Raw genomic sequence first — 25245 nt, forward strand, 5'->3', positions numbered from 1 at the left:
GCGAGTGCCGTGATCGCCTGATCACGGCACCGCGCCGCGCGGCACGCGTTGCCCACGGCATGGACCGCGACGCTACCACCCCGACGCTCGACCGCTTCGTCGCCGCGCAGGCGACCAGCTACGCCACCGCGCTCGCCGAGCTTCGCGCCGGCGTTAAGCGGAGTCACTGGATGTGGTACATCTTTCCCCAGATCGCCGGCCTCGGCCACAGCGACATGGCGCGGCGCTACGCGATCCGCGACCTCGCCGAGGCGCGCGCCTATCTCGCGCACCCGCTGCTCGGCGCGCGCTACGCCGACAGCGCCGCGGCGCTGCTGGCGCACCGTGGCAGCGACGCCACCGCGATCATGGGCGGGATCGACTCGATCAAGCTGCGCTCGTCGCTGACCCTGTTCGATCGGGCGGGCGCGCCCGCGACGGTGCGCGAGACGCTCGACGCCTTCTTCGACTCACCCGATCCCGCGACGCTGCGGCTGCTCGAGCGCTGATCCCGCCTCAGGCAGCGCTCCAGCGCCCGCCGAGCGCGCGGAACAGGTCGACCTGCGCGTCGGCGACCAGCTGGTCCTGCAGCGCCAGCGCGGCCTGGGCGTCGGCGAGCGTGCGCTCGGCGTCGAGCTGCGACAGGCTGTCGATCTGCCCCTCGCGGCGCTGCGCGCGCGTGATCCGTGCGGCGCGGTCGGCCTGGCCCAAAGCCTGCTGGAGCGCGGCGCGGCGCTCGAGCGAGCGCGCGTAATTGGAGAGCGCCGTCTCGGTCTCGCCCAGCGCGGTCAGCACCGTGCCGTCGAAGGTCGCGAGCGCGGCGCGCGTGTCGGCCTCGGCGCCGGCGACGCGCGCGCGCGCCTTGCCCGGGTTGACCGCCCAGTTGAGCAGCGGCCCGATCAGGAAGTTGAGCGGCCCCGCGCCGAACAGGTTGCCGAAGCCGGTGCTGGTCTGCCCGACCGATCCGCCCAGCGTGATCCGCGGGTAGAGGTCGGCGGTGGCGACCCCGATCCGGGCGGTGGCGGCGGCGAGGCGGCGCTCGGCGGCGCGCACGTCGGGGCGGCGCGCGAGCAGTGCCGCGCCGTCGCCGACGGGGATGGCCTGCTCGATCCGCAGCGCGGTGGCGCGCTCGCCCGCCACGGGGGGCAGCTCCTGCGGGCTGCGCCCGGTCAGCGTCGCGAGCCGGAACAAAGCCGCCTGGCGCTCGGCGACGAGCGAGGGGATGTCGGCGCGGCGCTGATCGCGCAGCGCGGCGATCCGCGCGGTGTCGAGCGGGGTGGTCAGCCCCGCCTCGGTGCGGCGCTCGGTGGTGCCGACCTGGCGGTCGAGCAGGGCGACGATCCGCTCCGCCACCGCGATCCGCGCCGCCGCGGCGGCGGCGTCGGCGTAGGCGCGGGTGGTGTCCGCCACCACCGCGACCCGCACCGCGTCCGCGTCGGCGGCGGCCGCCGCGACGTCGCCGCGCGCCGCCTCGACCCCGCGCGAGACGCGGCCGAACAGGTCGACCTCGTAGGAGACGTCGAGCCCGCCGTCGATCAGCCAGGTCTCGCCACTCACCCCGGGCGGGCGCTGCGCCTGCGAGAAGCGGTTGTAGGTGCCGCTGGCGCCGAGCGTCGCCTGCGGGGTGCGATCGTTGCGGACCTCGCGCAGCGACGCGCGCGCGCGCTCGAGCCGCGCGGTGGCGACCCGCACGTCGGTGTTGGCGGCGAGCGCCGCCTCGACCAGTCCGTTCAGCACGGGGTCGTCGTACAGCCGCCACCAGTGATCGTCGGGGGCGGCGGCGAGCGTCGGACCGCCGGCGCCGAGGAAGGGGGCGGCCGCGCCCGCGGCGGTGGCGGGGGCACGATAGTCGGGGCCGGCGGCGCAGGCGGCGAGCGCCAGCGTGGCGGTGGCGGCGAGCCAATGCTTGATCATCGTCTCTCTCGTTTCCGTACAGGAGTCACTCGGCGGGCTGGAGCGCGGCGTCGTCGTCGCGGTGTCCGGGCCGGCGGCGGGCGAGCCGCGCGCCGAGCGCGCGGCACACCACGTAGAAGGTCGGCGTGAAGATCAGCCCGAAGCCGGTCACCCCGATCATCCCGAAGAACACGGCGGTGCCGAGCGCCTGACGCAGCTCGGCGCCCGCGCCGGTCGCGATCAGCAGCGGCACCGTGCCGAGGATGAAGGCGAAGCTGGTCATCAGGATCGGTCGCAGCCGCACCTGCGCTGCCTGCACGGCGGCCTCGACCGGAGTGAGGCCGTCGCGCTCCTCCGCCTGCTTGGCGAACTCGACCACCAGGATCGCGTTCTTGGCCGCGAGCGCGATCAGCACGACCAGCCCGATCTGCGTCAGCACGTTATTGTCCATGCCCCGCAGGTTCACCCCCGCCATCGCGGCGAGCAGGCACATCGGCACGATCAGCACGATCGAGAGCGGCAGCAGCAGGCTCTCATACTGCGCGGCGAGCACCAGGAAGACGAAGACCACCGCCAGCGCGAAGACGATCCCGGCGGTATTGCCCGCCGCCTTCTGCTGGAAGGCGATGCCGGTCCACTCGGCGCCATAGCCCGAGGGGAGCGTGTCGTGCGCCAGCTTCTCCATCGTCACCAGCGAGCGGCCCGAGGAATAGCCCGGCGCGGTGTCGCCGTCGACCTCGACCGCGGGGTAGAGGTTGTAGCGCGTCACGCGGTACGGGCCGGTGCGGTCCTGGAAGGTCGCGACCGAGCCGATCGGCACCATCGCGCCCGAGGCCGAGCGGGTCTTGAGGTTGGCGATGTCCGCCGGGGTCGATCGGAACGGCGCGTCGGCCTGGGCGGTGACGCGGTAGGTGCGACCGATCAGGTTGAAGTCGTTCACGAACGCGCTGCCGAGATAGACCTGGAGCGCCTCGAACACGCGCGCCGGGGGCACGCCGAGCAGGTCCGACTTGGCGCGATCGACGTCGGCGAAGATGCGCGGCGTGGCGGTGTTGAAGAAGGTGTAGACCTGCGCCAGCCCCTCGGTCTGGTTGGCGGCGCCGATCAGCTTGCCCGCCTCCGCGCCGAGCGCCTGGTAGCCCGCGCCCTGCCGGTCCTGCACCATCAGGCGATAGCCGCCCGCGGAGCCGATGCCCTGGATCAGCGGCGGAGGCACGACGAGGATGCGCGCCTCGTCGATGTCGCCGGTCACCTCGCGCGTCTTCTGCATGATGCCGGCGAAGGTGACGCCCAGTCTCTCGCGCTCGGCGAAGGACTGGAGCGGGACGTAGGCCGCGGCGGTGTTGGGCGCGAGCGTCTGCGACGGGCCGTCGAAGCCCGCGAGCATGACGACGCCCTTCACGCCGGCGAGCGGCAGGATGCGCTTGGCGACCTTCTGCACCACCGCGTCGGTGCGCTCCACCGACGCGCCCGCGGGCAGCTGCACCACGGTGAGGAAATAGCCCTGGTCCTGCGCCGGGATGAAGCCGGTCGGCGTGGCCCAGAACAAGGCGACGGTCGCGGCGATGAGGCCGGCGTAGACCGCCATCATCCGCCTGGGCGCGCGCACCAGCCTGGCGGTGAGCTTGGCGTAGCCGAGGCTCAGCCGCTCGAACGCGCGGTTGAACGAGTCGCCGGCCGCGCGCAGCGCGCGGGTGACGCGATTGCCCGAGTCGTGCGCCTCGTGCGGGCGCAGCAGCAGCGCGGCGAGCGCGGGCGACAGCGTCAGCGACACCACCAGCGAGATCACCGTGGCGGTCGCGATCGTCACCGCGAACTGCTGGTAGAAAGCGCCCGACAGGCCGGTGAGGAACAGCGTCGGCACGAACACCGCGCACAGCACCAGCACGATCGCGACCAGCGCGCCCGACACCTCGTCCATCGACACCTTGGCCGCCTCGAGCGGGGAGAGCCCCTCGGCGAGGTTGCGCTCGACGTTCTCGACCACGACGATCGCGTCGTCGACGACGATGCCGATCGCCAGCACCAGTCCGAACAGCGACAGCGTGTTGAGCGAGTAGCCGACCGCGGCGAGCACCGCGAAGGTGCCGACCAGCGAGACCGGGATGGCGACGATCGGGATGATCGCGGCGCGCCACTTCTGGAGGAACACCAGGATGACGAGCACGACGAGCACCACCGCCTCGAACAGGGTGTGGATCACCGCGTCGACCGACTGGGCGATGAACTCGGTGGGGTTGTAGATCACGCGATACTCCAGCCCCTTGGGGAAGGACTTGGACATCGCCTCCATCTCGGCGGTCACTTTCTCCGCGGCGGCGAGCGCGTTCGAGCCGGGGCGCTGGAACACCGCCGCGATGACGGTCGGCTGGCCCGAGAGATAGGTGTTCGAATTATAGTCCTGCGCGCCGAGCTCTACGCGCGCGACGTCGCGCACGCGCACCTGGCGGCCGCTGCCGTCGGTGCGGATCACCACGTCGGCGAACTGGTTGGGGTCGACCAGCCGGCCCTGGGTCTCGACGTTGAGCTGGAAGGCGTTGCCGTTGCCGTAGGGCGGCTGCCCGAGCGAGCCCGCCGCGACCTGGACGTTCTGCGCGCGCAGCGCCGCGACGATGTCGCCGGCGGTGAGGTCGAGCGCGGCGGCGCGGCCCGGATCGATCCACACGCGCATCGCATAGTCGCGGCTGCCGAACAGGCGGACGTCGCCGACGCCGTCGATGCGGGCGAGACGGTCGCGCACCTGGGTCAGCGCGTAGTTGGAGATATAGCCGCGATCGAGCGACTTGTCGGGCGAGATCAGGTTGACGACCATGAGGAAGTCGGGGCTGGTCTTGCGCGTCACCACGCCGAGCCGCTGCACCTCCTCGGGCAGCCGCGGCACCGCCACGGCGACGCGGTTCTGGACGAGCACCTGCGCGGCGTCGAGGTTGGTGCCGATCTTGAAGGTGACGGTGATCGTCAGGTTGCCGTCGCCGGTCGACTGGCTCGACTGGTACAGCATGTCGTCGACGCCGTTGATCTCCTGCTCGATCGGCGCGGCGACGGTCTCCGCCACGGTCTCGGCCGAGGCGCCGGGATAGGTGGCGCTGACCGTCACCGTGGGCGGCACGATGTCGGGATATTGCGCGACGGGGAGCCCCCAGTAAGCGATCGCGCCGACGATGGTGATGATCACCGCGATGACGCCGGCGAAGATCGGGCGGGTGATGAAGAAGCGCGAGAGGCGCATGGCAGGCTCCCCGGATGCGAGGATGGATGGGGGCCGCTGAGGGGCGGCGGATGGGGTCGTCTGGTCGGGTCGCCCTCACCCTTCCCACCCGGCTGCGCCGGGCGGGCCCCTTTCCTCTCCCGGCGGGAGAGGGAGGAAGGCACGAAGCGCCGAGAGGGTGAGGGTGAGTTGTCTTACGCTATGACGTGAACGTCGCCTCGCCGGTGATCGGCGCCGCGCCCGGCGGCGCGTCGCCGCCGCTCGCCGGCGCGATCGTGCCCGCGCGGACCTGCACCTTGGTGCCCGGCATCGCCATCTGCGTGCCGCTGATCACCACGCGATCGCTCGGCGAGAGCCCGCTGCGCACGATCCGCAGCCCGGCGAGCACCGGGCCGAGCGTCACCGGCTTGACCGCGACGGTACCGTCAGGAGCAACGGTCAGCAGCGTCTTGCGCGCCTGGTCGGTCTGCACCGCGGCATCGGGCACGAGCAGCGCGCGCGTCGTCGCACCCGACGCGAGCCGCATGTTGCCGAACATGCCCGGCGTCAGGAACTGGTCCGGGTTGCGCAGCACCGCGCGACTGCGGATCGTGCCCGAGCGCGAGTCGAGGCCGTTGTCGGTGAAGTCGAGCCGGCCGTGCCAGCGATAGTCGCCCTCGTCCTGCAGCCGCACGTCGACGTCGGGCGCCGAGACCCCCGCGGCGCGCGCGCGCTTGTTCTTGAGGAACAGCGCCTCCGAGCCGTCGAAGGCGAAGTAGATCGGGTCGAGCGCGTTGATCGTGGTCAGCAAGGTGCCGCTCGTGTCCCCGCCGGCGACGAGGTTGCCCGGATCGATCCGCCGGTCCGACACGCGGCCCGCGATCGGCGCGCGCACCTGGGTGAACTCCATGTCGAGCGAGCGCGCGCGGACCCGCGCCTCGGCCGCGGCGAGCTGCGCGCTCGCGGCGCGGACGCGCGCGTTGAGCTGGTCGAGCTCGCCCTTGGAGACCGCATCCTCGGCGACGAGGCGGCCGGCGCGGTCGAGGTTCGCGCGCGCGAGCAGCAGGTCGCTGCGCGCGGTGGCGACACCCGCCTGCGCCTCGGCGAGCGCGGCGGCGAAGGGGCGCTGGTCGATCGTGAAGAGCAATTGCCCCGCGCGGACGGTGGCGCCGTCGGTGAAATGCACCGCGCTGATCGCGCCCGAGACGCGCGGGCGCACCTCGACCGAGCGGCTCGGCTCGAAGCGGCCGACGTAATCGTCCCACTCGGCGACGGTGCGCTGGAGCGGCGGCGCGACGGTGACGGTGGGGGCCGGCGGCGCCGCGACCGCGGGCTGCTCGCGGTGGAGCAGCGTGGCGGCGCCGATCACCGCGACGAGCGGGACGCCGATCCAGGCGGCACGCCGGGCGGTGCTGGGGCGCGACGTGGGGGCGGTCTCGACCGAGTCGGCCGGGTCGATGATGGTATGCATGTTCATGCGCGCGTCTCCTCGACGGCGTGAGGACGAACCGGGCAGGCGCGATCGGCCATGAAGACGAATCCTGTGCGATGGGCGGCCGACCGCGTTCCGGCGCGCGGGTATGCGGCGCGTCGGGCGAGGACGGACGTGTCCGGTCGCTCGGGCGAGAGCCCGGCGAGCGGCTCGGGAAAGATCGGTACGCGACGCCGTCCCCGTATCAGGGCGCGGCACACTCGATTCTGGAAAGAGGATCCATGGCGGCTCCGTCGATCGCACGGGAGCACGCGGCCTCCGTCGTTTCGATACCGTCTGGTATAGAAAGCGCCCTGACGTGGGTCAACCGGCTTTTTTGTACCGCGCGGTAGTTTTCGTTGTCGAGACCCTAGGTGCGGCTTGTGAACGCGATCGTTTGCGCCGGAGCGAGCAGCAGAGGTCGTAGCGGCATTTACCTCATCCTCTCTCTGACAGGGGATCGTTGGTGATGGTGGCCACCCTCACAACCGTCGTCATCCCGCTCCTGAGCCGGGAACCATGGTCTCGCAACAGCAGCGGCTCAGGCGTTCGCGGCACGATGGATCCCGGCTCAAGGCCGGGATGACGAGCCTATTGAATGATCCTCTCGCGGAGGAGACACCGCATCACGCCTGCTGGTCGACGGGAGCCGGCTCCGCCCCGGTCGAGCGCCGCACCCCGGCGCGGCCGCGGCGCTTGAGCTCGGCCTTGAGTGCCTCGGGCCGGGGCGCGACGAGGAAGCCGAAGCTCACCGTGCCGTGCTTGGTCTCGACCACGTGGTGGAGCCGATGCGCCTGGATGATCCGTTTCATGTACGCCGACCTGGGCAAGTAGCGCGTCGGCAGCCTTTTATGCACGATCACGTCGTGGAAGCCGAAGTAGATCGCGCCGTAGGCGGCGATCCCCGCGCCGATCCAGGTGAAGCCCGGCCACCAGCCGAGCTGCACTCCGCCCAGGATCATCACGAACGACGGCACCGCGAAGATCGCGGCATAGAGGTCGTTGAGTTCCCAGTTGCCGGGGCGGGCGCGATGGTGGCTGGCGTGCAGGAACCAGCCCGGCCCGTGCATCACCCAGCGGTGCATCACGTACGCGAACCCCTCCATCAGCGCGACGGTGACGAGGAACAGGAGAAGGGCGGCCCACCAGGACATGCGCGACGATATAGCCATGGCGCGCGCGTCTCGCTACGTCGCAGCGCACCATGACCGACGATCTTCGCCCAGACGAGCTCACGTCCGCCGCCCTCGAGTCCAAGGCCTGGCCGTACGAGGAGGCGCGCAAGCTGCTCAAGCGCTGGCCCGACGGCAAGCCAGGCGGCGAGGCGATCCTGTTCGAGACGGGCTACGGCCCCTCGGGGCTGCCGCACATCGGCACCTTCAATGAAGTGCTGCGCACGACGATGGTGCGCAACGCCTTTCACGCGCTCTCCGACCAGAAGACGCGGCTGATCGCGTTCAGCGACGACATGGACGGGCTGCGCAAGGTGCCCGACAACGTGCCCAACGGCGCGATGCTGGCCGAGCATCTCGGCAAACCGCTGACTCGCATTCCCGACCCCTTCGGCAAGTTCGACAGCTTCGCCGCGCACAACAACGCGATGCTGCGGCAATTCCTCGACCGCTTCGGGTTCGGGTATGAGTTCGTCTCCTCGACCGATTATTACACCGGCGGCCGTTTCGACGAGGCACTGAAGGGCGTGCTGCGCCACTATCAGGGCATCATGGACGTGATGCTGCCGACGCTCCGCGCCGAGCGCCGCGCCACCTATTCGCCCGTGCTGCCGGTCAGCCCGACCAGCGGCGTGGTGCTGCAGGTGCCGGTCGAGGTAGTCGACGCCGCCGCGGGGACGATCGCCTTCACAGACGAGAACGGCGAGCGGATCGTCCAGTCGGCGCTGGGCGGGCTCGCCAAGCTGCAATGGAAGGTCGACTGGGCGATGCGCTGGGTCGCGCTCGGGGTCGATTACGAGATGTCGGGCAAGGACCTGATCGACTCGGTGGTGCAATCGTCCAAGATCGCGCGCGTGCTCGGCGGGCGCCCGCCCGAGGGCTTCAACTATGAGATGTTCCTCGACGAGAAGGGCGAGAAGATCTCCAAGTCGAAGGGCAACGGGCTCAGCCTCGACCAGTGGCTCACTTATGGCCCGGAGGAGAGCCTCGCCTTCTTCGCCTATCGCGAGCCCAAGAAGGCCAAGGCGCTGCACTTCGGCGTGATCCCGCGCGCGGTCGACGATTACTGGCAGTTCCGCGGCAATTACCCCACGCAGCCGATCGCGCAGCGGCTCGGCAACCCGGTGCACCACATCCACGACGGGAAGGTGCCCGAGGAGACGCTGCCGATCACCTTCGGGCTGCTGCTCAACCTCGTCGGCGTGATGGGGGGCGACGCGACACGCGAGCAGGTGTGGGGCTATCTCGCCAATTACGTGCCCGACGCCTCACCCGCGACCTATCCCGCGCTCGACCGGCTGATCGGCCATGCGCTGGCCTATGCGCGCGACTTCGTGGCGCCGACGCTCCACCGCCGCGCGCCGATCGGGGTCGAGGTGCCCGCGCTCGAGCGGCTCGACGCCGAGCTCGCCGCGCTGCCGGAGGGGGCGAGCGCGGAGGACGTGCAGAACATCGTCTATGAGATCGGCAAGGCCTCGTTCGGCGAGGCGGGCGGCTTCGCCGAGCTGCGCGATTGGTTCAGGGCGCTGTACGAGACGCTGCTCGGCACCAGCCAGGGGCCGCGGATGGGCAGCTTCATCGCGCTGTATGGCGTGGAGAACAGCCGCCGGCTGATCGCCGAGGCTCTGGCGCAGGGGTGACGCTGACGGGGCACGCCCTTCTTCGATCCGCCCCACCCGCTGCCCCATCGCGATCGCGCAGCTGATCCGTGCTCCGGCGCAAGCCGGAGCCCAGGGCCACGAGGGTGAGGCTTGTGGCTCCCGGGCTCCTGCGTGCGCAGGAGCACGCGTAGACGGTAAACTGTGTCGGCTCAGCGCGAACGACCGCTAGCCTACTACCCTGCCGGCGCCGCCTCCGCGCGGGCGATGCCCGCCGCCGCGGTCGCCGCGCCCGTGATCGCCGCCGACTCGAGCGTGTCGAGCGCGGCGCGCGCGGCGACGTAGCGGCGGGCCGCCGCGATCCAGTTGCTCGCCTCGGCCGCGCCGGGCAGCCGCTCGACCTCGGCCAGCGCTGTCTCGACATTGCCCGTGCCGAGCTGGCGCCGCGCGCGCGCCAGCCGGTCGGACGGCAGCGGCGAGGGCGTGCCGGCGCGGTGGATCACCACCAGGCCGCGCAGCTCGCCGCCGATCCCGGCCCACCAGTCGCTCTTCTGGGCGAGCAGCGTCGGCGCGGCGGCGCTGAGCCCCTCGCGCAGGTCCTCCAGCGTCACCGGCGCGCGCGAGTCGCGGATCACGCCGTTGACCTCGCGGGGGAAGGCCGCGCCGAAGCGGCGGCGCAGCTCGCCCTCGAGATAGCCGAGTCCGACGCCGCGATCGAGCGCGCGCCGCGCCGCGAAGGTGATCAGGATCGCTTCGGCGCGCCCGGCGTTGCTCGCCGCCTGCGCGCTCTCGCCGTCGATCCGCGCCGCGCGCGCCTCCAGGTTGGCGAGCTGCGCGGCGAGCGCGGCCTCGCGCAGCGCCAGGGTCGAGACGTCGGGCATGATCGGCGTCGGCGCAGCGGTCGGTGCCGCGGCGGGGCTGGCGGAACGGCCGAACAGGCCGGGCGCGTTGCGCGAGGCATAGGCCATCAGCGCCAGCCCGACCGCGAAGGCGATCACCGCGATCACCAGCACCGGCCCCATCCGCGATCGCTGCGCGCCCTGCGCCGTGTCCATCCCGTCGCTCACTCGCGCTTCCTCGCCGCCGAGCATCCTTATCCCCGCGCGCGCGTCACGGGTCAATCGCGAGCCCGGCGGCGCATTCCACCAGCGCGAGGTCGGTCGGCGCGCGCGCCGCCGCGGCCGCCCGCCAGCCATCGCCCGCCGCGGCGAGCACCGCCTCGCTCAGCGCGGCGAGCCGCACCCGCTCGCGCGGCAGCGCGGCGGCGAGCGCGGCGAAGCGCTCCGCCGCGCGCGGCGAGTGGAGCAGTACCACCGCGTCGAGCGCGGCGGCCAGCGCCTCGGGTGGTGGCGTCACCGCGACGCTGGCGTAGACCGTCGCCGCGGGTAGCGCGAGCTTGCCGGCGCGGTCGCGCCCCGCGAGATGTAGCAGCCGCGGATAGGCCCGCGCCTGCGCCACCGCGTCGGCGGCGTCGCGGCTGCCCACCAGCACCACCGTCAGCCCCGCCGCGCGGGCGGCACGCGCGGTCGCCGCGCCCACCGCCACCACGGGCAGCGACGCGAGTCGTGCCAGCCCGGCGCCGGCGTGCCGCACCGCGTTGGCGCTGGTGATCAGCAGCGCGTCATAGGCGCGTGGATCGGGCACCGACCAGGCGCGCGGCTCGACCCGGAACAGCGGCAGCGCGCGCGCCTCGATCCCGGCGGCGGCGAGCGCGGCGCGGGTGTGCGCGTTGCCCGGTTCGGGGCGGAGCACCAGCGCGGCGCGCGGCATCGCCGCTCAGCCGAACAGCGCGCGGATAGCGGGCGGCGCGCGCTCGAGCAGCTCGGCGGCGAGCCGCGCGCCCAGCGCCACCGGATCGTCGCCGCGCGCCTCGCCCGCGACATGCTCGGCCCCGTCGGGGCTGAGCAGCTCGGCGCGCAGGCGCAGCGTGTCACCGTCGTACACCGCCAGCGCGGCGACGGGCGAGTGGCAGTCGGCGGCGAGCGCGGCGAGCAGCGCGCGCTCGGCGTCGACCGCGCGGTGCGTCGCGGCGTCGTCGATCGCGGCGACCGCGTCATGGGCGGGCCCCTCGTTACGGGTCTCGACGCCCACCGCACCCTGTGCCGGGGCGGGCAGCATCTGGTCGAGCGGTATCGCGACGCCGGTGTCATGGCGCCCGAGCCGCTCCAGCCCCGCCGCCGCGAGCAGCGTCGAGTCGACCTCGCCCGCGGCGAGCTTCCCCAGCCTCGTGTCGACGTTGCCGCGGAACAGCACCGGGCGGAGATCGGGGCGGAGGCGGCGCAGCTGCGCAGCGCGGCGCGGGCTGCTCGTGCCCACCGACGCCCCATCGGGCAAGGCGGCGATGCTGGGAGCACCGATCAGCCGGTCGCGCACGTCCGCGCGCGGCAGCATCGCCGCGACCGCGATCGCGGCGGGGCGCAAAGTCTCGACGTCTTTCATCGAGTGGACGCAGGCGTCCACCTCGCCCGCCAGCAGCGCGCGGTCGAGCTCGCGCGTCCACAGGGCCTTGCCGCCGATCTCGGCGAGCGCGCGGTCCTGCACGCGGTCGCCGGTGGTGCGGATCACCACGATCTCGATCGAGTCCCAGCCGTGCGCCGCGCGCAGCGCGTCGCGCACCATCCCCGCCTGGGTGAGCGCCAGCGGTGAGCCGCGGGTGCCGAGCTTGAAGACATGGGACAAGGGGGCGGTGATCCGGACGGCGGCTTCGAAGAAGCGGTCGTTAGAGGAACCCGGGCCGGCTTCACAAGCGGGTCGCGACGAGCGGCGGCATCCGCTTCCTTCCACAACCCACCTTCGACAAGGGCGCGCGCAGCCGCTAGAGCGCGCGCATGCTGATCCTCGGGCTCGAATCCTCGTGCGACGAGACCGCCGCCGCGCTCGTCACCGGCGACCGCCGGGTGCTGGCGCATCGCCTCGCCGGGCAGGAGGCGGCGCACCGCCCGTTCGGCGGCGTGGTCCCCGAGATCGCGGCGCGCGCGCACGTCGAGGCGCTCGAACCGCTGGTCGCCGCCGCGCTCGCCGACGCGGGCGTGACGCTGGCCGACGTCGACGCGGTCGCGGCCACGGCGGGACCGGGGCTGATCGGCGGCGTGATGGTCGGGCTCGTCACCGGCAAGGCGCTGGCGCATGCCGCGGGCAAGCCGCTGGTCGCGGTCAACCATCTCGAGGGCCACGCGCTGAGCCCGCGGCTCGCCGACGCCGATCTCGCCTTCCCCTATCTGCTGCTGCTCGTCTCGGGCGGTCACTGCCAGCTGCTGCTGGTCGAGGGCGTCGCGCGCTATCGCCGACTGGCCACCACGATCGACGACGCCGCGGGCGAGGCGTTCGACAAGACCGCCAAGATCCTCGGGCTCGGCTTCCCGGGAGGTCCCGCGGTGGAGGCGGCGGCGCGGACCGGTGACCCGCGGGCGGTCCCGCTGCCGCGACCGCTCAGGGGCTCGGCCGAGCCGCATTTCTCCTTCGCCGGGCTGAAGGCGGCGGTGGCGCGGATGGCGCCGCTCCACCCCGCGGCGGACGTGGCGGCGAGCTTCCAGGCGGCGGTGGTCGACTGCCTCGTCGATCGCACGCGCCGCGCGATCGGCCGCGCCGCGGACGCCACCGCTCTGGTGGTCGCGGGCGGGGTCGCCGCCAACGGTGCGGTGCGCGCGGCGCTGGAGGATCTCGCCGGCGAGCGCGGGATGCGCTTCGTCGCGCCGCCGGCGTGGCTGTGCACCGACAATGCCGCGATGATCGCCTGGGCGGGCGCCGAGCGCCTGGCCGCCGGGCTGACCGATCCGCTCGACGTCGCCGCGCGCGCGCGCTGGCCGCTCGATCCCGACGCCGAGAAGGTGCGCGGCGCGGGGGTGAAGGCGTGAGCGCGATCGGCGTGATCGGCGCGGGTGCCTGGGGCACCGCGCTGGCGCAGGTGGCGGCGAGCAACGGCCATGACGTGCGACTGTGGGCGCGCGACGCCGCGCTGGTCGCGGCGATCAACGCTGGCCATGAGAACGCCGGCTACCTGCCCGGCGCGGCGCTGTCGCCACTCATCCGCGCGACCACCGATCTCGCCTGGGTCGCCGAGGCGGAGGTCAATCTGATGGTCACGCCGGCGCAGGCGATGCGCACGGTGCTCGCGGCGCTGCCGGCGAACGCGCAGCCGCTGGTGGTCTGTTCGAAGGGGATCGAGGCGGGCAGCCACCTGCTGATGAGCGAGGTCGCCGCGGCCGAGCACCCGCGCTCGCCGGTGCTGGTGCTGTCGGGCCCGACCTTCGCGCACGAGGTCGCGCGCGGCCTGCCCACCGCGGTGACGCTGGCGTCCGTGGACGCCGGCGTGCGCGCGCGAATCGCCGAGCTGATCGCCGCGCCGCACTTCCGCCCCTATGCCAGCGCCGACGTGATCGGTGCCGAGATCGGCGGCGCGGTGAAGAACGTGCTCGCGATCGCCTGCGGCGTCGTCGAGGGCGCGGGGCTGGGGCAGAACGCGCGCGCGGCGCTGATCGCGCGCGGCTTCGCCGAGATGACGCGCTTCGGCCTGGCCAAGGGCGCGCGCGCCGAGACGCTGGCGGGCCTGTCGGGGCTGGGCGACCTCGTGCTGACCTGCTCCTCGACCGCCTCGCGCAACTTCTCGCTCGGCGCGGGGATCGGCCGCGGCGAGGCGGCGGGGGCGCTGCTGGCCGAGCGCCGCACCGTCGCGGAGGGCGCCTATACCGCGCCGGTGCTGCGCGAGGCGGCGGCAGCCGCGGGCGTGGAGATGCCGATCACCGCGGCGGTGTGTGCGCTGCTCGACGGCGCGCCGGTGCGCGCGGTGATCGACGCGCTGCTGGCGCGGCCGCTGCGCGACGAGGGGTGAGGGGCGCGCGGTAACTTCTTCCGAATAGCGAGGGTGCGGCGACGTCGCCGATCGATCCTCCGCTGCGAGGGAGGTGGCAGGCCGCAGGCCTGACGGAGGGGTGATCCGGCCGACGAGTGTCGCTGGACTCACGACCGGCGGTACCCCCCCGTCGCGCTGCGCGCGCCAGTGCGGGCGAGATGGTGTCCCCCGGACACCATCTTGGCTTGCCGGGGACAAGCCAAAGCCCGCACTCCTCTCAGGGGAGGATTATTGGAAGGTCGCTCCATCCTGGCCCGTGCACGCCGCTCTAGTGGTCGTGCCCGTGCTCGTGCCCATGCCCCTGCACCCCATGCAGCGCCTCGAGCACGTCGTCGGCGCGGGCGGGGTCGCCGATCGCGAGCACGTGGCCCGCGCTGGCGCTCGTGAGCGGGTCGCCGTTCCAGTCGCACATCCGCCCGCCCGCGCCCTCCACCACCGGCACCAGCGCGGCGAAGTCGTAGAGCTGCAGCCCCGACTCGCACACCACGTCGAGGTGCCCGCTCGCCAGCAGCCCGTAATTGTAGCAGTCGCCGCCATAGACCGGCCCCTGCCGCGGCGCGCCGCCGCTCGCCGCCGCGACCAGCGCCATGTAATGCGGCACGTCGCCCTCGGCGAAGAGGTGCGGGCTGGTGGTGGCGACGATCGCGCCCTCCAGCGCGGCGCAGGCGCGGGCGTGCGCCGGCGCGCCGTTGAGCAGCGTCGGCCGGCCGGTGACGCCGATCCAGCGCTCGCGCTGCACCGGCTGGTCGATGATGCCGAGGACCGGCCAGCCGTCCTCCACCAGCGCGATCAACGTGCCGAAGATCGCGCGCCCGGCGGTGAAGCTGCGCGTGCCGTCGATCGGGTCGAGCACCCACTGCCGCCCGGTGACACCCTCCTTGGTGCCGTGCTCCTCCCCGACGATGCCGTCGCCGGAGCGCTCGGCGTCCAGCAGGCGGCGCATCGCCTCCTCCGCCTCGCGGTCGGCGTTGGTGACGGGCGAGCGGTCGGCCTTCAGCTCCAGCCCGGCCGGCTGGCGGAAATAGGGGCGGATCACCGCGCCGGCGGCGTCGGCGAGGCGGTGGGCGAGCGCGATGTCATCGGGGCGGACGGGCATGGCCCTGCCTATCGCGCGCGGCGGCGCTAGGCTAGAAGCCTCGGCCATGGACGCGATCGTGGCTATCTCACTGTCGGCGCTGGCGATGACGATCATCGTCGGGGTGCGCTACCTGCTCGCCAGCGGCGGCTTCGCGCTGGCGACTCGGTGGCGCCACCGCGACCTCTACGCCGGGCTCGACCCGCAGATCCGCCGCGAGATCGGCTGGAGCCTCGCCTCTGCCGCGATCTACGGCGTGCCCGCGGGCGTGCTCGCCTGGGGGTGGCAGGCGCACGGCTGGACCCGGGTCTACGAGGACGTCCACGCCTATCCGCTCTGGTACCTGCCCGTCTCGGTGCTGCTGTACCTCGTCGCGCACGACGCCTGGTTCTACTGGACGCACCGCTGGATGCACCGCCCGCGCGTGTTCAAGCTGGCGCACGCGGTCCACCACGCCAGCCGCCCGCCGACCGCCTGGGCGGCGATGGCGTTCCATCCGATCGAGGCGGTGAGCGGGGCTGTTGCCATTCCGCTACTGGTCCTCGTGATTCCGATCCATGTCGCCGCGCTCGGACTGGTGCTGACGATCATGACGGTTATGGGAGTAACCAACCATATGGGCTGGGAGATCTTCCCGAAGTTCATGTGGAGGGGGCGCCTCGGCGGCTGGCTCATCACGGCCAGTCATCATCAGCGGCATCATGAGCGGTACGGGTGCAATTATGGTCTCTACTTCCGCTTCTGGGACCGTCTCTGCGGGACGGACGACGGGCTCGGCGATTTCGCGCGGTCGCACCAGCAGGCGCGCGCGCGCGCTGCTCGCGGCGCTGGTGGCGGCGCCGCTGGTGAGCGCGGCGCCGGTGGGCTCGCTCGACGTGTCGATCGCGCAGATGCGCTCGGCCAAGGGCATGATCCGCGTGTGCCTCACCGCTGACCCGGCGAACTTCCCGCGCTGCGTCGACGACCGCGACGCGGTGACCCGCTCGATCCCCGCCGGACAGCACAGCCTGCGCTTCGCCGCGCTGCCGCGCGGCGACTATGCGGTGGCGGTGATCCACGACGAGAACGGCAACGCCAAGCTCGACACGTTCGCGGGCATCCCGAAGGAAGGCTTCGGCTTCTCGAACAATCCCGCGATCCGATTCGGACCGCCGCGCTTCAAGGCGGCGCGCTTCACGCTGGCGAGTGATGCAGAAGCGCAACAGGTGAAGATGCACTACATCCTCTGACGATCCGGTGCGGGAGCGAATCTGATTCCAATCAGTTACGCGCCCGACATCAGAACATCAGGGGTTTCACATCGTGCGCGTCCTCTCTCACGCGGTCCTCGTCGCCGTGCTCGCCGGCGGCGGGCTGCTCGCCGCGCCGGCGGCGTTCGCCCAGGCGCAGAGCGTACCGGCCGAGCCCAACCCGACCCCCGACCCGGGCGTGGTCGGCGACACCGTCACGGTGGCGGTCGCGGGCGCCTATCTGCCCGATTATGAGGGGTCGAACGACTATCGCCTCGTGCCCGGCCCGGCCGCGATCGGCTCGTTCCACAATTTCTCCTTCTCGCTTCTGGGCAATCGCGCCTCGGTCGACCTCATCCCCAACCCGAGCGGGCCGAGCTGGGATATCCAGGCGGGGCCGATCGGCGTGGTCAACTTCAACCGCAGCAACGACAAGTCGATCGACGACGCGCGTGTCCGCGCGCTCGGCGAGCGCGATACCGCGATCGAACTCGGCGGCTATGTCGGGCTGGGCAAGACCGGCGTGCTCACCAGCCCATACGACAAGCTCTCGGCCTCGCTGAGCTATCGCCACGACGTCAGCGGCGTGCATCGCAGCGGTATCTGGAGCCCATCGGTCAATTATTTCACCCCGCTCAGCCTCAAGGCCGGCGTGGGTCTGTTCGCCTCGGCCGAGAAGGTCGAGCGCGGCTTCGCGCGGACCTACTTCGACGTGGACGCGGCCCAGTCGGTGGGGAGCGGCCTGCCGCAGTATCGCACCCGCGGCGGGTGGAAGCATTACACCGTCGGGATCGCCGGCACCTACTCGCTCACCGGCAATCTGCTGCACGGCTGGAAGGCGATCGGCGGCGTGACCTACAAGCGAATGCTCAACGACTTCGGCGACACGCCGGTGGTGTCGGTGGCGGGCTCGCGCAACCAGTGGCTCGCCGCACTGGGGATCGGCTACACCTTCTAAGGGTCGACGTGCTCCTGCGAACGCAGGAGCCCGGAGTCGCAGGCGTCAACCTGCGACGCTGGGCGCCGGCCTTCGCGGGAGCACGCGGACCGCGGTGGCCACGCGCTCAGGCGATATGCACCGCCTTGGTAACCAAGTGCGCCGCGATGCCCTCGGGCCCGTCCTCCGAGCCGAAGCCGCTGTCCTTGACGCCGCCGAATGGCGCGTCGCCCCAGCTCAGCCGGACGGTGTTGATCGCGACCATGCCGGCCTCGATCTCGTCGCCGAGCCGGTTCTGCAGGCGGCCGTTCTCGGTGAAGCAATAGGCGCCCAGGCCATAGGGCAGGCGGTTGGCCTCGGCGATCGCGTCGTCGGCGCCGGCGAACGATCCGATCAGCGCCACCGGCCCGAACGGTTCCTCATTCATCGCGCTGCTCGACAGCGGCACGTCGGCCAGCACCGTCGGGGTGAAGAAGAAGCCCTCGCCCTCGCCGCGCGCACCGCCGGTCATCAGCCTGGCGCCGGCGCCGACCGCCTGCTCGACCAGCCCGGCGATCGCCTCGGGACGGCGCGGGTTGGCCATCGGGCCCATCTGCGTGGACTTGTCGAGCCCGTCGCCGAGCCTCAGCTTCTTCGTCCGCTCGGCGAAGCCCTGCGCGAATCGCTCGTAGATGCCCTGTTGGACGTGGAAGCGAGTCGGCGCCACGCAGACCTGGCCGGCGTTGCGGAACTTGTGCGCCACCAGCGTGTCGAGCGTGCGCTCCAGGTCGCAATCGTCGAACACCAGCACCGGGCCGTGCCCGCCCAGCTCCATCGTGCTCTTCATCACCGTGTCGGCGGCGAGCTTGAGCAGGTGCTTGCCCACCGGCACCGAGCCGGTGAAGCTCAGCTTGCGCGTCACCGGCGAGGCGAGCAGGTGGCGTGACACCGCGTCGGGCACGCCGAAGACGAGCTGCGCGACGTCGCCGGGCAGCCCCGCGTCCTGGAAGCAGCGCAGGATCGCCACCGCCGCGCCGGGGGTCTCCTCGCTCGGCTTGAGGATCACCGAGCAGCCCGCCGCGATCGCGGGCGACAGCTTGCGCACCGGGTTCATCACCGGGAAGTTCCACGCGCAGAAGGCCGCGACCGGGCCGACCGGCTGGTGCAGCACCAGCGAGCGCGTGCCGCTCGGGCGCGGCAGCACGCGGCCGTAAACGCGCACCGCCTCGCCGGCGTGGAAGTCGAGCAGCGCGGCGGTGGCGAGCACCTCGCCCTTGGCCTCGGCGAAGGGCTTGCCCTCCTCCAATGTGGCGAGCCGCGCGAGCGAGTCGGCACGCTCGCGCACCAAGGCGGCGGTGCGCGCCAGCACCGCGGCGCGCTCCTGCGGCGCGGTGGCACGCCACGCGCGGAAGCCGCGCTCGGCCGCCTCGAGCGCACGGTCGAGGTCGGCCGCGGTGGCGAGCGGGACGTGGCCGACCGCCTGGCCGTCCGCGGGGTTGAGCACCTCCTGCGTGTCGCGCCCGGCAGTGATCCACTCGCCCGCGATATAGAGGCCTAGCGGGGTATCGTAGGGGGAGTCGGTCATGGTCGCTTCCGTCCGCGTGAGGGGAGGCGCGCGGTATAGCGCCGCGGCGCGCGCGGGTCAGGCCGACTCGTCGGGGTCGCGGCTCGGCCCGACGCCTCCCGCTCAGGCCTCCGCCAGCGCGCCCGCGGCCACCACCGGCCCGGTCGGCGCCGGATCCGGCGACCCGCCGGGCGGCTCGATCGACACCGCCAGCGTGGTGCCGGCGCGGAGCAGCGCGCGCCGCGTCTGCGCGACCACCAGTCGGGTCGGGCGACCCGCCTCGAGCAGCCCGAGCGCGACGGGTGCGCCGCCCTCGGCGATCGCCCAGAGCTCGGCGCTGCGCCCGCGCGGCACGGTCGCGGCGGCGATCCGCACCTCGCCGCTCGCGCGATCGACCGCGGCCGCGAGCGGCGCGCGGCCGGGTGCCTCGGCACCCGCGGGCACGACGAGCGCGGCGAGCAGCGGGGCGGGGGCCGGTCGCGCCGGCACCGGGACGGGCGTCGGCGGGGGCGCGCGCAGCGGGCCCACCACCAGCGCGAGCACCGCGGCGGCGAGCCCGGCGAGCGCGACCGCGCCCCAGCGGCGCCAGCCCGCGCGCGGCGCGGCACCGGGCGTGTCGATGGCGGCGAGCACGCGCGCCTCCAGCTCGGCGGGCGGAGTCACCGCGGGGAAAGCCAGCGCGAGCGGCGCCAGCCAATCCTCCCAGCGTGCCACCTCGGCGGCGAAGGCGCGATCGCCCGCCAGCCGCGCGCGCGCCGCGACCAGCTCGGCGCCGTCGAGCACGCCGAGCGCCAGCTCGGCGGCGAGGGCCTGGTCGTCAGGCGTCATCGGACAAACACTCGCGGAGCCGCAGCAGCGCGCGGCGGATCAGGCTCTTCATCGTCCCCAGCGGCGTGCCGTCGCGCGCCGCCAGTTCGGCGTAGGTGACGCCGTCGTAGAAAGCGGTGCGCACCGCGTCGCGCGGCCGTGGCTCGAGCGCGTCGAGACAGTCGGCGATCCGCGCGCGCTCCTCCTCCGCGAGCAGCTCGGCGTCGGCGCGCGGCGCCGGGTCGACGGGTTCGGCCATGCTGCCCGGCTCGGCCAGCGGCGCCGTGGCGTGCTGGCGACGACGCCAGTCGATCGCGCGGTGGCGCGCGATCGTCGCCAGCCAGGTGATCGGGCTCGCCCGTCCCGGCTCATAGCCGCCCGCGCGGCGCCACACTTGCACGTACACGTCCTGCAACACGTCCTCCGCGGCCTGTCGCTCGCCGCAGATACGCAGGCAGATGCCGAACAGCTTCGCCGAGGTGAGTCGATAAAGCCGCTGGAAGGCGTCGCGATCCTCCATGGCCACGGCCAGCAGCACGCGCACCAGCTCGGCGCGCCGCGCCGCGGCGTCGGGAGGCGCCGCGGTCACGACTTGGCAGCGCCCGAATATTCCGCCACTCGCTGCATCCTTCGCGTCGCTCCGTCGTATCTGCGGTAACCTGACGTCAGTTGGGAAGTGTGGCAAGCACGGCGCGTCGGGACAACTAGGAAAGGGCCTGTCATGCCGGATCATGCGCCGTTGATGGAGACGCTCGAGGCGCGCGCGCGCCGCCGCGAGTCGCGCCGTGACTTCTTCACCCAGGTCGCCGGCGCCGCCGCGATCGGCGCCACCGCCTTCGCCGGGTCGGCGCAGGCGCAGACCTCGCCCAGCCCGACGCCGACCGCCACCTTCACCGAGGCGGACGTGCTCACCTTCGCGCTCAATCTCGAGTATCTCGAGGCGAACTTCTACTCCTTCGCGGCGACCGGCGCGGCACTCGCCGCGGCCGACACCAGCGGCAGCGTCGGCACGGCGGGCACCGCCACGGGCGGCCGCGCGGTGAGCTTCCAGGACCCGCTGGTGGCGCAATATGCGCGCGAGATCGCGGCCGACGAGCTGGCCCACGTGCGTTTCCTGCGCAGTCAGTTCAGCGACACCACCCGCGCGGCGCAGCCCGCGATCGACCTCAGCGTCAGCGCCACCAGCGCGTTCAGCGTCGCCGCGCGCGCGGCGGGGCTGATCCAGGCGGGCCAGAGCTTCGATCCCTACGCCTCGGACGAGAACTTCCTGCTCGGTGCGTTCATCTTCGAGGACGTGGGCGTCACCGCCTATAAGGGCGCCGCGCCGCTGATCAGCAACAAGGTGTTCGTCGAGGCCGCCGCGGGGATCCTGGCGGTCGAGGCCTATCACGCCGCGATCATCCGCTCGGTGCTATACCGCAAGGGACTGGCGACGCCGTCGCTCCAACTGATCGAGGCGACCACCGCCATCTCCAACGCGCGCGACACGCTCGACGGCAGCACCGCCACCACCGACGCGGTGCGCGGCATCGCCGCCGACGACGACCAGGGCATCGCCTCGACCACGACGAGCGACGGCACGGTCTCGAACATCGTGCCGCTCAACGAGAACGGCATCGCCTACAGCCGCTCGGCCGGGCAGACGCTCAACATCGTCTACCTCAACCCTGCGGCGGTGAGCAGCGGCGGCTTCTTCCCCGCCGGCGTCAACGGCAACATCAAGACGAGCGCGGCATCGGGCTGAGGCGCGTGAGTGCCCCCGACCGCCTTTCCCGCATCGCCCTGACAGAGGGACCGTCATCATGATCAAGGATTCCGTCTTCGCCGCGCTCGAGCTCGCCAACGAGCGGCGCGCCGAGCGCCGCCGCTTCCTCAAGCTCGCCGGCGCCGGTGCCGCCGCCGCCGGCGGCCTCGGCCTGCTGTCCGCCTGCGGCAGCGACAACAACGACGATACGCCGACCCCGACGCCGTCGCCCACGCCGACCGCCACGGCCAGCGGCGTTGCGACCGACGTGGGCATCCTCCAGCTCGCGCTCAACCTCGAATATCTCGAGGCGCAATTCTACTCGATCGCGGCGTTCGGCCGGCGGCTGCCCGACGCAAGCCTGACCGGCGCGGTCGGCACGCGCGGCGACGTCACCGGCGGCCGCCAGGTGACCTTCTCCGACCCGGTGATCGCCTCCTACGCACGCGAGATCGCGGGCGACGAGATCGCGCACGTCACCGCTTTGCGCGCGGTGCTCACCGCGGCGGGGTCGACGCTGGTGATCGCGCAGCCAGCGATCAACATCGACGGCGGGGCGACAGGGGCCTTCACCGCCGCGGCCCGCGCGGCCGGGCTGGTCGACAAGACCAGCGGCACGTTCGACCCTTATGAGAGCGACCAGAACTTCCTGCTCGCCGCCTTCCTGTTCGAGGACGTCGGCGTCTCCGCCTACAAGGGGGCGTCGCCGCTGATCACCAGCGCCACCTATCTGGAAGCGGCCGCGGGCATCCTCGCGGCGGAGGCGTACCACGCGGGGCTGATCCGCACCGAGCTCTTCGCGCGCGGCGAGACCGCGCGTGCGGCGGCCAACGCCATCGCCGCGGCGCGTGACTCGCTCGACGGGAGCGCGACGCTCGACGCCGGGATCGCCAACAGCGACGGCACCGCCAATCTGGTGCCGGCCGATTCGAACGCGATCGCCTACAGCCGCTCGTCGACTCAGGTGCACAACATCGCCTATTTGCGCACCACCGCAGGCGTCGGCGGCGGCTTCTTCCCGGCGGGCACCAACAACTCGATCGAGGCGCTGCGCACGTCGGGCGCGACCGCCTGATTCGACCGGCTCCGCGCGCCGCGGCGCCGATAAGCACGACCGAGGGCCGCGTCCGCCAGCCGGACGCGGCCCTTTGCTTGTCGGTTCGACCCCGCTATGGTGCCGCCTTCCCCGGGGGACCGCCGACGCCGCGGTTGAGAGGAGGGTTGCAGCCCTCGACCCGCCGAACCTGATCCGGTTGACACCGGCGTAGGGAGTGGAGCGGCATCCCCGGATCACCGTCTTCCCCCGCGACCACGAGGAGAAGACGCATGGCCGACGTCCCCGCCCGCACCGAGATCCCCCTCGCGGGCAGCATCGGTGTCACCACCGGCCCGATCCGCGGCTCGCGCAAGATCCATGTCGGCCCGCTCGGCGTGGCGATGCGGCAGATCCAGCTCGAACCCGGCTGCGGCGAGCCGCCGCTCAACGTCTACGACACCTCGGGCCCCTACACCGACCCGGCCGCGGCGATCGACATCATGGCGGGCCTGCCCGCGCGCCGCACCGGCTGGATCGAGGCGCGGGGCGACGTCGAGCGCTATGACGCACGCGAGCTGCGCCCCGAGGACAACGGCCAGCTCGGGCCGGACCGGTCGGGCGGCGTCCAGCCCTTCCCGAACGTCAACACGCGCCCGCTGCGCGCCAAAGCCGGCGCCAACGTCAGCCAGATGCATTACGCGCGCCGCGGCATCATCACGCCCGAGATGGAATATGTCGCCACGCGCGAGAATCTCGGGCGCGCGATGCTGGCCGCGTACGTCCGCGACGGCGAGGACTTCGGCGCCGCCATCCCCGACTATGTCACCCCCGAGTTCGTCCGCGACGAGGTGGCGCGCGGGCGCGCGATCATCCCCTCGAACATCAACCATCCCGAGAGCGAGCCGATGGCGATCGGGCGCAACTTCCTCGTCAAGATCAACGCCAACATCGGCAACAGCGCGGTGGCGTCGAACGTCGCGAGCGAGGTCGACAAACTGGTCTGGTCGATCCGCTGGGGCGCGGACACGGTGATGGACCTCTCCACCGGGCGCAACATCCACGACACGCGCGAGTGGATCATCCGCAACTCGCCGGTGCCGATCGGCACGGTGCCGATCTACCAGGCGCTGGAGAAGGTCGGCGGCGTCGCCGAGGAGCTGACCTGGGAGATCTTCCGCGACACGCTGATCGAGCAGGCCGAGCAGGGCGTCGACTATTTCACCATCCACGCCGGGGTGCGGCTGCCGTACATCCCGATGACCGCCAGGCGAGTCACCGGGATCGTCTCGCGCGGCGGCTCGATCATGGCGAAATGGTGCCTCTCGCACCACAAGGAGTCGTTCCTTTACGAGCGGTTCGACGAGATCACCGAGATCATGAAGGCGTATGACATCGCCTACTCGCTCGGCGACGGCCTGCGCCCCGGCAGCATCGCCGACGCCAACGACGAGGCGCAGTTCGCCGAGCTCTACACGCTGGGCGAGCTGACCAAGCGCGCCTGGGCGCAGGACGTGCAGGTGATGATCGAGGGCCCCGGCCACGTGCCGATGCACAAGATCAAGCAGAACATGGACAAGCAGCTCGAGGCGTGCGGCGAGGCACCCTTCTACACGCTCGGGCCGCTCACCACCGATATCGCGCCGGGCTACGACCATATCACCTCTGGCATCGGCGCGGCGATGATCGGCTGGTACGGCACCGCGATGCTCTGCTACGTCACCCCCAAGGAGCATCTGGGGCTCCCCGACCGCGACGACGTCAAGGTCGGCGTGGTGACCTACAAGCTGGCGGCGCACGCCGCCGACCTCGCCAAGGGCCACCCGGCAGCGAAGATGCGCGACGACGCGCTGTCGCGCGCGCGCTTCGAGTTCCGCTGGCGCGATCAGTTCAACCTGTCGCTCGATCCCGACACCGCCGAGTCGTACCACGACCAGACGCTGCCCGCCGAGGGCGCGAAGACCGCGCATTTCTGCTCGATGTGCGGGCCGAAATTCTGCTCGATGAAGATCACGCAGGAGGTTCGCGACTTCGCCGCCAAGCAGAACGCGCCGGTGGCGAGCTTCGTCGCGGCGGAGGACGCCGAGGCGGGCATGGCGGCGATGAGCGAGCGGTTCAAGGAGACGGGCGGGGAGGTGTACGTCGGCGCCGGTGGGCGCGAGCACGACTGACCACGCTGGTGGCGGATCGGGTGATCGGTCCGCCACTCTTCGATCGTCGATGACTTAGCGGTACGCGTCCCGACGGTGCGCTACTCGCGCGACGAGGATCAGAAGCCTCGTGTCCTCGATCCGGGCGATCACGCGATAGTCCCCGATGCGCCAACGCCAGAGCGCCGACAGGCTACCGACCAGGGGCGCGCCGAGGGATCGCGGATCATCCAGAGCCGCGATCCTGCTGGCCAGCGTGTCGAGAATGCGCTTCGCCTCGGCGGCCAAGTCGACGCAGCTCCTTGGCCGCGTCAGGAACGAACTCAATCGTCCACGGCAAATTCGGTTCTCAGTACGGCAAGAGAGATCGCTTCTCCGCCTCGGTGAGCCCGTAATCGTCGCTCGGCGAGCTGCCCATCCTCCCAGTCGTCGAGGTGCGCGAGGATGGCCTCGAGCGCGAACGCATCTTTGCTACGGCCCGTTTGAGAGCTCAACTCGTCGAGCCGGCGCTCAGTCTGCGCGTCGATCTGCACCGATAGCATGATCGTTCCTCCTGTCTTTCCGTATAGAGGCCTGAC

The 25245-nt window shown here is 72.3% G+C and carries 23 protein-coding genes and 1 riboswitch; of the genes, 10 read left to right on the forward strand and 13 right to left on the reverse strand.

The features are described from left to right. Positions 1-59 precede the first annotated feature (59 nt). Positions 60-488, forward strand: a complete 429-nt coding sequence (locus tag K7957_RS19025; protein ID WP_223014292.1) for a DUF1810 domain-containing protein — start codon at positions 60-62, stop codon at positions 486-488. A 7-nt stretch (positions 489-495) separates the two neighbouring features. On the opposite strand, the gene K7957_RS19030 is transcribed toward K7957_RS19025, so the two are convergent. From K7957_RS19030 to K7957_RS19045, 4 genes are all read right to left on the reverse strand, one after another. Beyond that, positions 496-1893, reverse strand: a complete 1398-nt coding sequence (locus K7957_RS19030) for an efflux transporter outer membrane subunit (RefSeq protein ID WP_223014293.1) — start codon at positions 1891-1893, stop codon at positions 496-498. A 25-nt stretch (positions 1894-1918) separates the two neighbouring features. Further along, on the reverse strand, positions 1919-5101 hold the full coding sequence (locus K7957_RS19035) for an efflux RND transporter permease subunit (RefSeq protein WP_223014294.1): 3183 nt from the start codon (positions 5099-5101) through the stop codon (positions 1919-1921). 178 nt (positions 5102-5279) lie between these two features. After that, positions 5280-6536 carry an efflux RND transporter periplasmic adaptor subunit gene (locus K7957_RS19040; protein WP_223014295.1) on the reverse strand — a complete coding sequence of 419 codons (1257 nt, stop codon included), beginning with the start codon at positions 6534-6536 and terminating at the stop codon, positions 5280-5282. A 620-nt stretch (positions 6537-7156) separates the two neighbouring features. Beyond that, entirely contained in the window at positions 7157-7684 is a 528-nt protein-coding gene (locus tag K7957_RS19045; RefSeq protein ID WP_223014296.1) for a sterol desaturase family protein, read from the reverse strand. A gap of 50 nt (positions 7685-7734) precedes the next feature. Between K7957_RS19045 and K7957_RS19050 the strand changes: the two genes are divergently transcribed. Further along, positions 7735-9342: a lysine--tRNA ligase gene (locus K7957_RS19050; RefSeq protein ID WP_223014298.1), complete on the forward strand. Its 1608-nt coding sequence runs from the start codon at positions 7735-7737 to the stop codon at positions 9340-9342. A gap of 194 nt (positions 9343-9536) precedes the next feature. On the opposite strand, the gene K7957_RS19055 is transcribed toward K7957_RS19050, so the two are convergent. Genes K7957_RS19055 through hemC form a run of 3 tightly spaced genes read right to left on the reverse strand, consistent with a single transcriptional unit; the run spans position 9537 to position 11979 of the window. Beyond that, positions 9537-10367 carry a hypothetical protein gene (locus K7957_RS19055; RefSeq protein WP_223014300.1) on the reverse strand — a complete coding sequence of 277 codons (831 nt, stop codon included), beginning with the start codon at positions 10365-10367 and terminating at the stop codon, positions 9537-9539. Between the two features lie 43 nt (positions 10368-10410). Beyond that, positions 10411-11070, reverse strand: a complete 660-nt coding sequence (locus K7957_RS19060) for a uroporphyrinogen-III synthase (RefSeq protein ID WP_223014302.1) — start codon at positions 11068-11070, stop codon at positions 10411-10413. Between the two features lie 6 nt (positions 11071-11076). Then, entirely contained in the window at positions 11077-11979 is a 903-nt protein-coding gene (hemC, locus tag K7957_RS19065; protein ID WP_223014304.1) for a hydroxymethylbilane synthase, read from the reverse strand. Positions 11980-12128: 149 nt separating this feature from the next. Here hemC and tsaD point away from each other — a divergent pair, with 149 nt between their 5' ends. Both tsaD and K7957_RS19075 read left to right on the forward strand, forming a co-directional pair. Further along, positions 12129-13154, forward strand: coding sequence for a tRNA (adenosine(37)-N6)-threonylcarbamoyltransferase complex transferase subunit TsaD (tsaD, locus tag K7957_RS19070; protein ID WP_223014306.1), 1026 nt, complete (start codon positions 12129-12131; stop codon positions 13152-13154). Next, positions 13151-14128, forward strand: coding sequence for an NAD(P)H-dependent glycerol-3-phosphate dehydrogenase (locus tag K7957_RS19075; RefSeq protein ID WP_277979672.1), 978 nt, complete (start codon positions 13151-13153; stop codon positions 14126-14128). The genes tsaD and K7957_RS19075 overlap by 4 nt, the downstream gene beginning before the upstream one ends. Before the next feature lie 289 nt (positions 14129-14417). Here the strand turns inward: K7957_RS19075 and K7957_RS19080 are convergent, their stop codons facing one another. After that, entirely contained in the window at positions 14418-15245 is an 828-nt protein-coding gene (locus K7957_RS19080) for an inositol monophosphatase family protein (RefSeq protein WP_223014309.1), read from the reverse strand. 46 nt (positions 15246-15291) lie between these two features. Between K7957_RS19080 and K7957_RS19085 the strand changes: the two genes are divergently transcribed. From K7957_RS19085 to K7957_RS19095, 3 genes are all read left to right on the forward strand, one after another. Next, positions 15292-16158, forward strand: a complete 867-nt coding sequence (locus K7957_RS19085) for a sterol desaturase family protein (RefSeq protein WP_223014311.1) — start codon at positions 15292-15294, stop codon at positions 16156-16158. Beyond that, positions 16100-16453, forward strand: a complete 354-nt coding sequence (locus K7957_RS19090; protein ID WP_425517221.1) for a DUF2141 domain-containing protein — start codon at positions 16100-16102, stop codon at positions 16451-16453. Before K7957_RS19085 ends, K7957_RS19090 begins: the two co-directional genes overlap by 59 nt. A 73-nt stretch (positions 16454-16526) precedes the next feature. Beyond that, positions 16527-17411, forward strand: a complete 885-nt coding sequence (locus K7957_RS19095) for a MipA/OmpV family protein (RefSeq protein ID WP_343228474.1) — start codon at positions 16527-16529, stop codon at positions 17409-17411. A gap of 106 nt (positions 17412-17517) precedes the next feature. Here the strand turns inward: K7957_RS19095 and K7957_RS19100 are convergent, their stop codons facing one another. The 3 genes from K7957_RS19100 to K7957_RS19110 all read right to left on the reverse strand — a co-directional run bounded on the left by K7957_RS19100 (position 17518) and on the right by K7957_RS19110 (position 20329). Further along, the gene (locus K7957_RS19100) at positions 17518-18954 is read right to left on the reverse strand and encodes an NAD-dependent succinate-semialdehyde dehydrogenase (RefSeq protein ID WP_223014313.1); all 1437 of its coding nucleotides are present in this window, start codon (positions 18952-18954) and stop codon (positions 17518-17520) included. A 102-nt stretch (positions 18955-19056) separates the two neighbouring features. Beyond that, positions 19057-19761: an anti-sigma factor gene (locus K7957_RS19105; protein WP_223014315.1), complete on the reverse strand. Its 705-nt coding sequence runs from the start codon at positions 19759-19761 to the stop codon at positions 19057-19059. Next, entirely contained in the window at positions 19751-20329 is a 579-nt protein-coding gene (locus K7957_RS19110) for a sigma-70 family RNA polymerase sigma factor (protein ID WP_425517222.1), read from the reverse strand. Before K7957_RS19110 ends, K7957_RS19105 begins: the two co-directional genes overlap by 11 nt. Before the next feature lie 132 nt (positions 20330-20461). Here K7957_RS19110 and K7957_RS19115 point away from each other — a divergent pair, with 132 nt between their 5' ends. From K7957_RS19115 to thiC, 3 genes are all read left to right on the forward strand, one after another. Then, complete coding sequence (locus tag K7957_RS19115; protein ID WP_223014317.1) at positions 20462-21484, forward strand: ferritin-like domain-containing protein; 1023 nt, start codon at positions 20462-20464, stop codon at positions 21482-21484. A 58-nt stretch (positions 21485-21542) separates the two neighbouring features. Next, a complete protein-coding gene (locus K7957_RS19120) occupies positions 21543-22559 on the forward strand; it encodes a ferritin-like domain-containing protein (protein WP_223014319.1) in 1017 nt (338 codons plus the stop codon). A gap of 102 nt (positions 22560-22661) precedes the next feature. Further along, positions 22662-22772, forward strand: a riboswitch (TPP riboswitch). A 38-nt stretch (positions 22773-22810) separates the two neighbouring features. Then, positions 22811-24688 carry a phosphomethylpyrimidine synthase ThiC gene (thiC, locus tag K7957_RS19125; protein ID WP_281422898.1) on the forward strand — a complete coding sequence of 626 codons (1878 nt, stop codon included), beginning with the start codon at positions 22811-22813 and terminating at the stop codon, positions 24686-24688. Between the two features lie 54 nt (positions 24689-24742). Here thiC and K7957_RS19130 read toward each other — a convergent pair whose 3' ends face one another. Together K7957_RS19130 and relB are read right to left on the reverse strand one after the other, a co-directional pair. Next, entirely contained in the window at positions 24743-24955 is a 213-nt protein-coding gene (locus K7957_RS19130) for a type II toxin-antitoxin system RelE family toxin (protein ID WP_246617297.1), read from the reverse strand. A gap of 35 nt (positions 24956-24990) precedes the next feature. Continuing rightward, entirely contained in the window at positions 24991-25209 is a 219-nt protein-coding gene (gene relB / locus K7957_RS19135; protein ID WP_223014322.1) for a type II toxin-antitoxin system RelB family antitoxin, read from the reverse strand. Between the last annotated feature and the right edge of the window lie 36 nt (positions 25210-25245).

Source organism: Sphingomonas yunnanensis (genome assembly GCF_019898765.1).
Taxonomy (GTDB): domain Bacteria; phylum Pseudomonadota; class Alphaproteobacteria; order Sphingomonadales; family Sphingomonadaceae; genus Sphingomonas; species Sphingomonas yunnanensis.

Excerpts from the sequence above, each read along its gene's own strand:
- K7957_RS19030 (WP_223014293.1), bottom strand. The coding sequence starts at position 1,893 with ATGATCAAGCATTGGCTCGCCGCCACCGCCACGCTGGCGCTCGCCGCC.
- K7957_RS19100 (WP_223014313.1), bottom strand. The coding sequence starts at position 18,954 with ATGACCGACTCCCCCTACGATACCCCGCTAGGCCTCTATATCGCGGGC.
- K7957_RS19080 (WP_223014309.1), bottom strand. The coding sequence starts at position 15,245 with ATGCCCGTCCGCCCCGATGACATCGCGCTCGCCCACCGCCTCGCCGAC.
- relB (WP_223014322.1), bottom strand. The coding sequence starts at position 25,209 with ATGCTATCGGTGCAGATCGACGCGCAGACTGAGCGCCGGCTCGACGAG.
- K7957_RS19085 (WP_223014311.1), top strand. The coding sequence starts at position 15,292 with ATGGACGCGATCGTGGCTATCTCACTGTCGGCGCTGGCGATGACGATC.
- K7957_RS19115 (WP_223014317.1), top strand. The coding sequence starts at position 20,462 with ATGCCGGATCATGCGCCGTTGATGGAGACGCTCGAGGCGCGCGCGCGC.
- K7957_RS19050 (WP_223014298.1), top strand. The coding sequence starts at position 7,735 with ATGACCGACGATCTTCGCCCAGACGAGCTCACGTCCGCCGCCCTCGAG.
- K7957_RS19025 (WP_223014292.1), top strand. The coding sequence starts at position 60 with ATGGACCGCGACGCTACCACCCCGACGCTCGACCGCTTCGTCGCCGCG.
- thiC (WP_281422898.1), top strand. The coding sequence starts at position 22,811 with ATGGCCGACGTCCCCGCCCGCACCGAGATCCCCCTCGCGGGCAGCATC.
- K7957_RS19040 (WP_223014295.1), bottom strand. The coding sequence starts at position 6,536 with ATGAACATGCATACCATCATCGACCCGGCCGACTCGGTCGAGACCGCC.
- K7957_RS19105 (WP_223014315.1), bottom strand. The coding sequence starts at position 19,761 with ATGACGCCTGACGACCAGGCCCTCGCCGCCGAGCTGGCGCTCGGCGTG.
- K7957_RS19060 (WP_223014302.1), bottom strand. The coding sequence starts at position 11,070 with ATGCCGCGCGCCGCGCTGGTGCTCCGCCCCGAACCGGGCAACGCGCAC.
- K7957_RS19035 (WP_223014294.1), bottom strand. The coding sequence starts at position 5,101 with ATGCGCCTCTCGCGCTTCTTCATCACCCGCCCGATCTTCGCCGGCGTC.
- K7957_RS19120 (WP_223014319.1), top strand. The coding sequence starts at position 21,543 with ATGATCAAGGATTCCGTCTTCGCCGCGCTCGAGCTCGCCAACGAGCGG.
- tsaD (WP_223014306.1), top strand. The coding sequence starts at position 12,129 with ATGCTGATCCTCGGGCTCGAATCCTCGTGCGACGAGACCGCCGCCGCG.
- K7957_RS19045 (WP_223014296.1), bottom strand. The coding sequence starts at position 7,684 with ATGTCCTGGTGGGCCGCCCTTCTCCTGTTCCTCGTCACCGTCGCGCTG.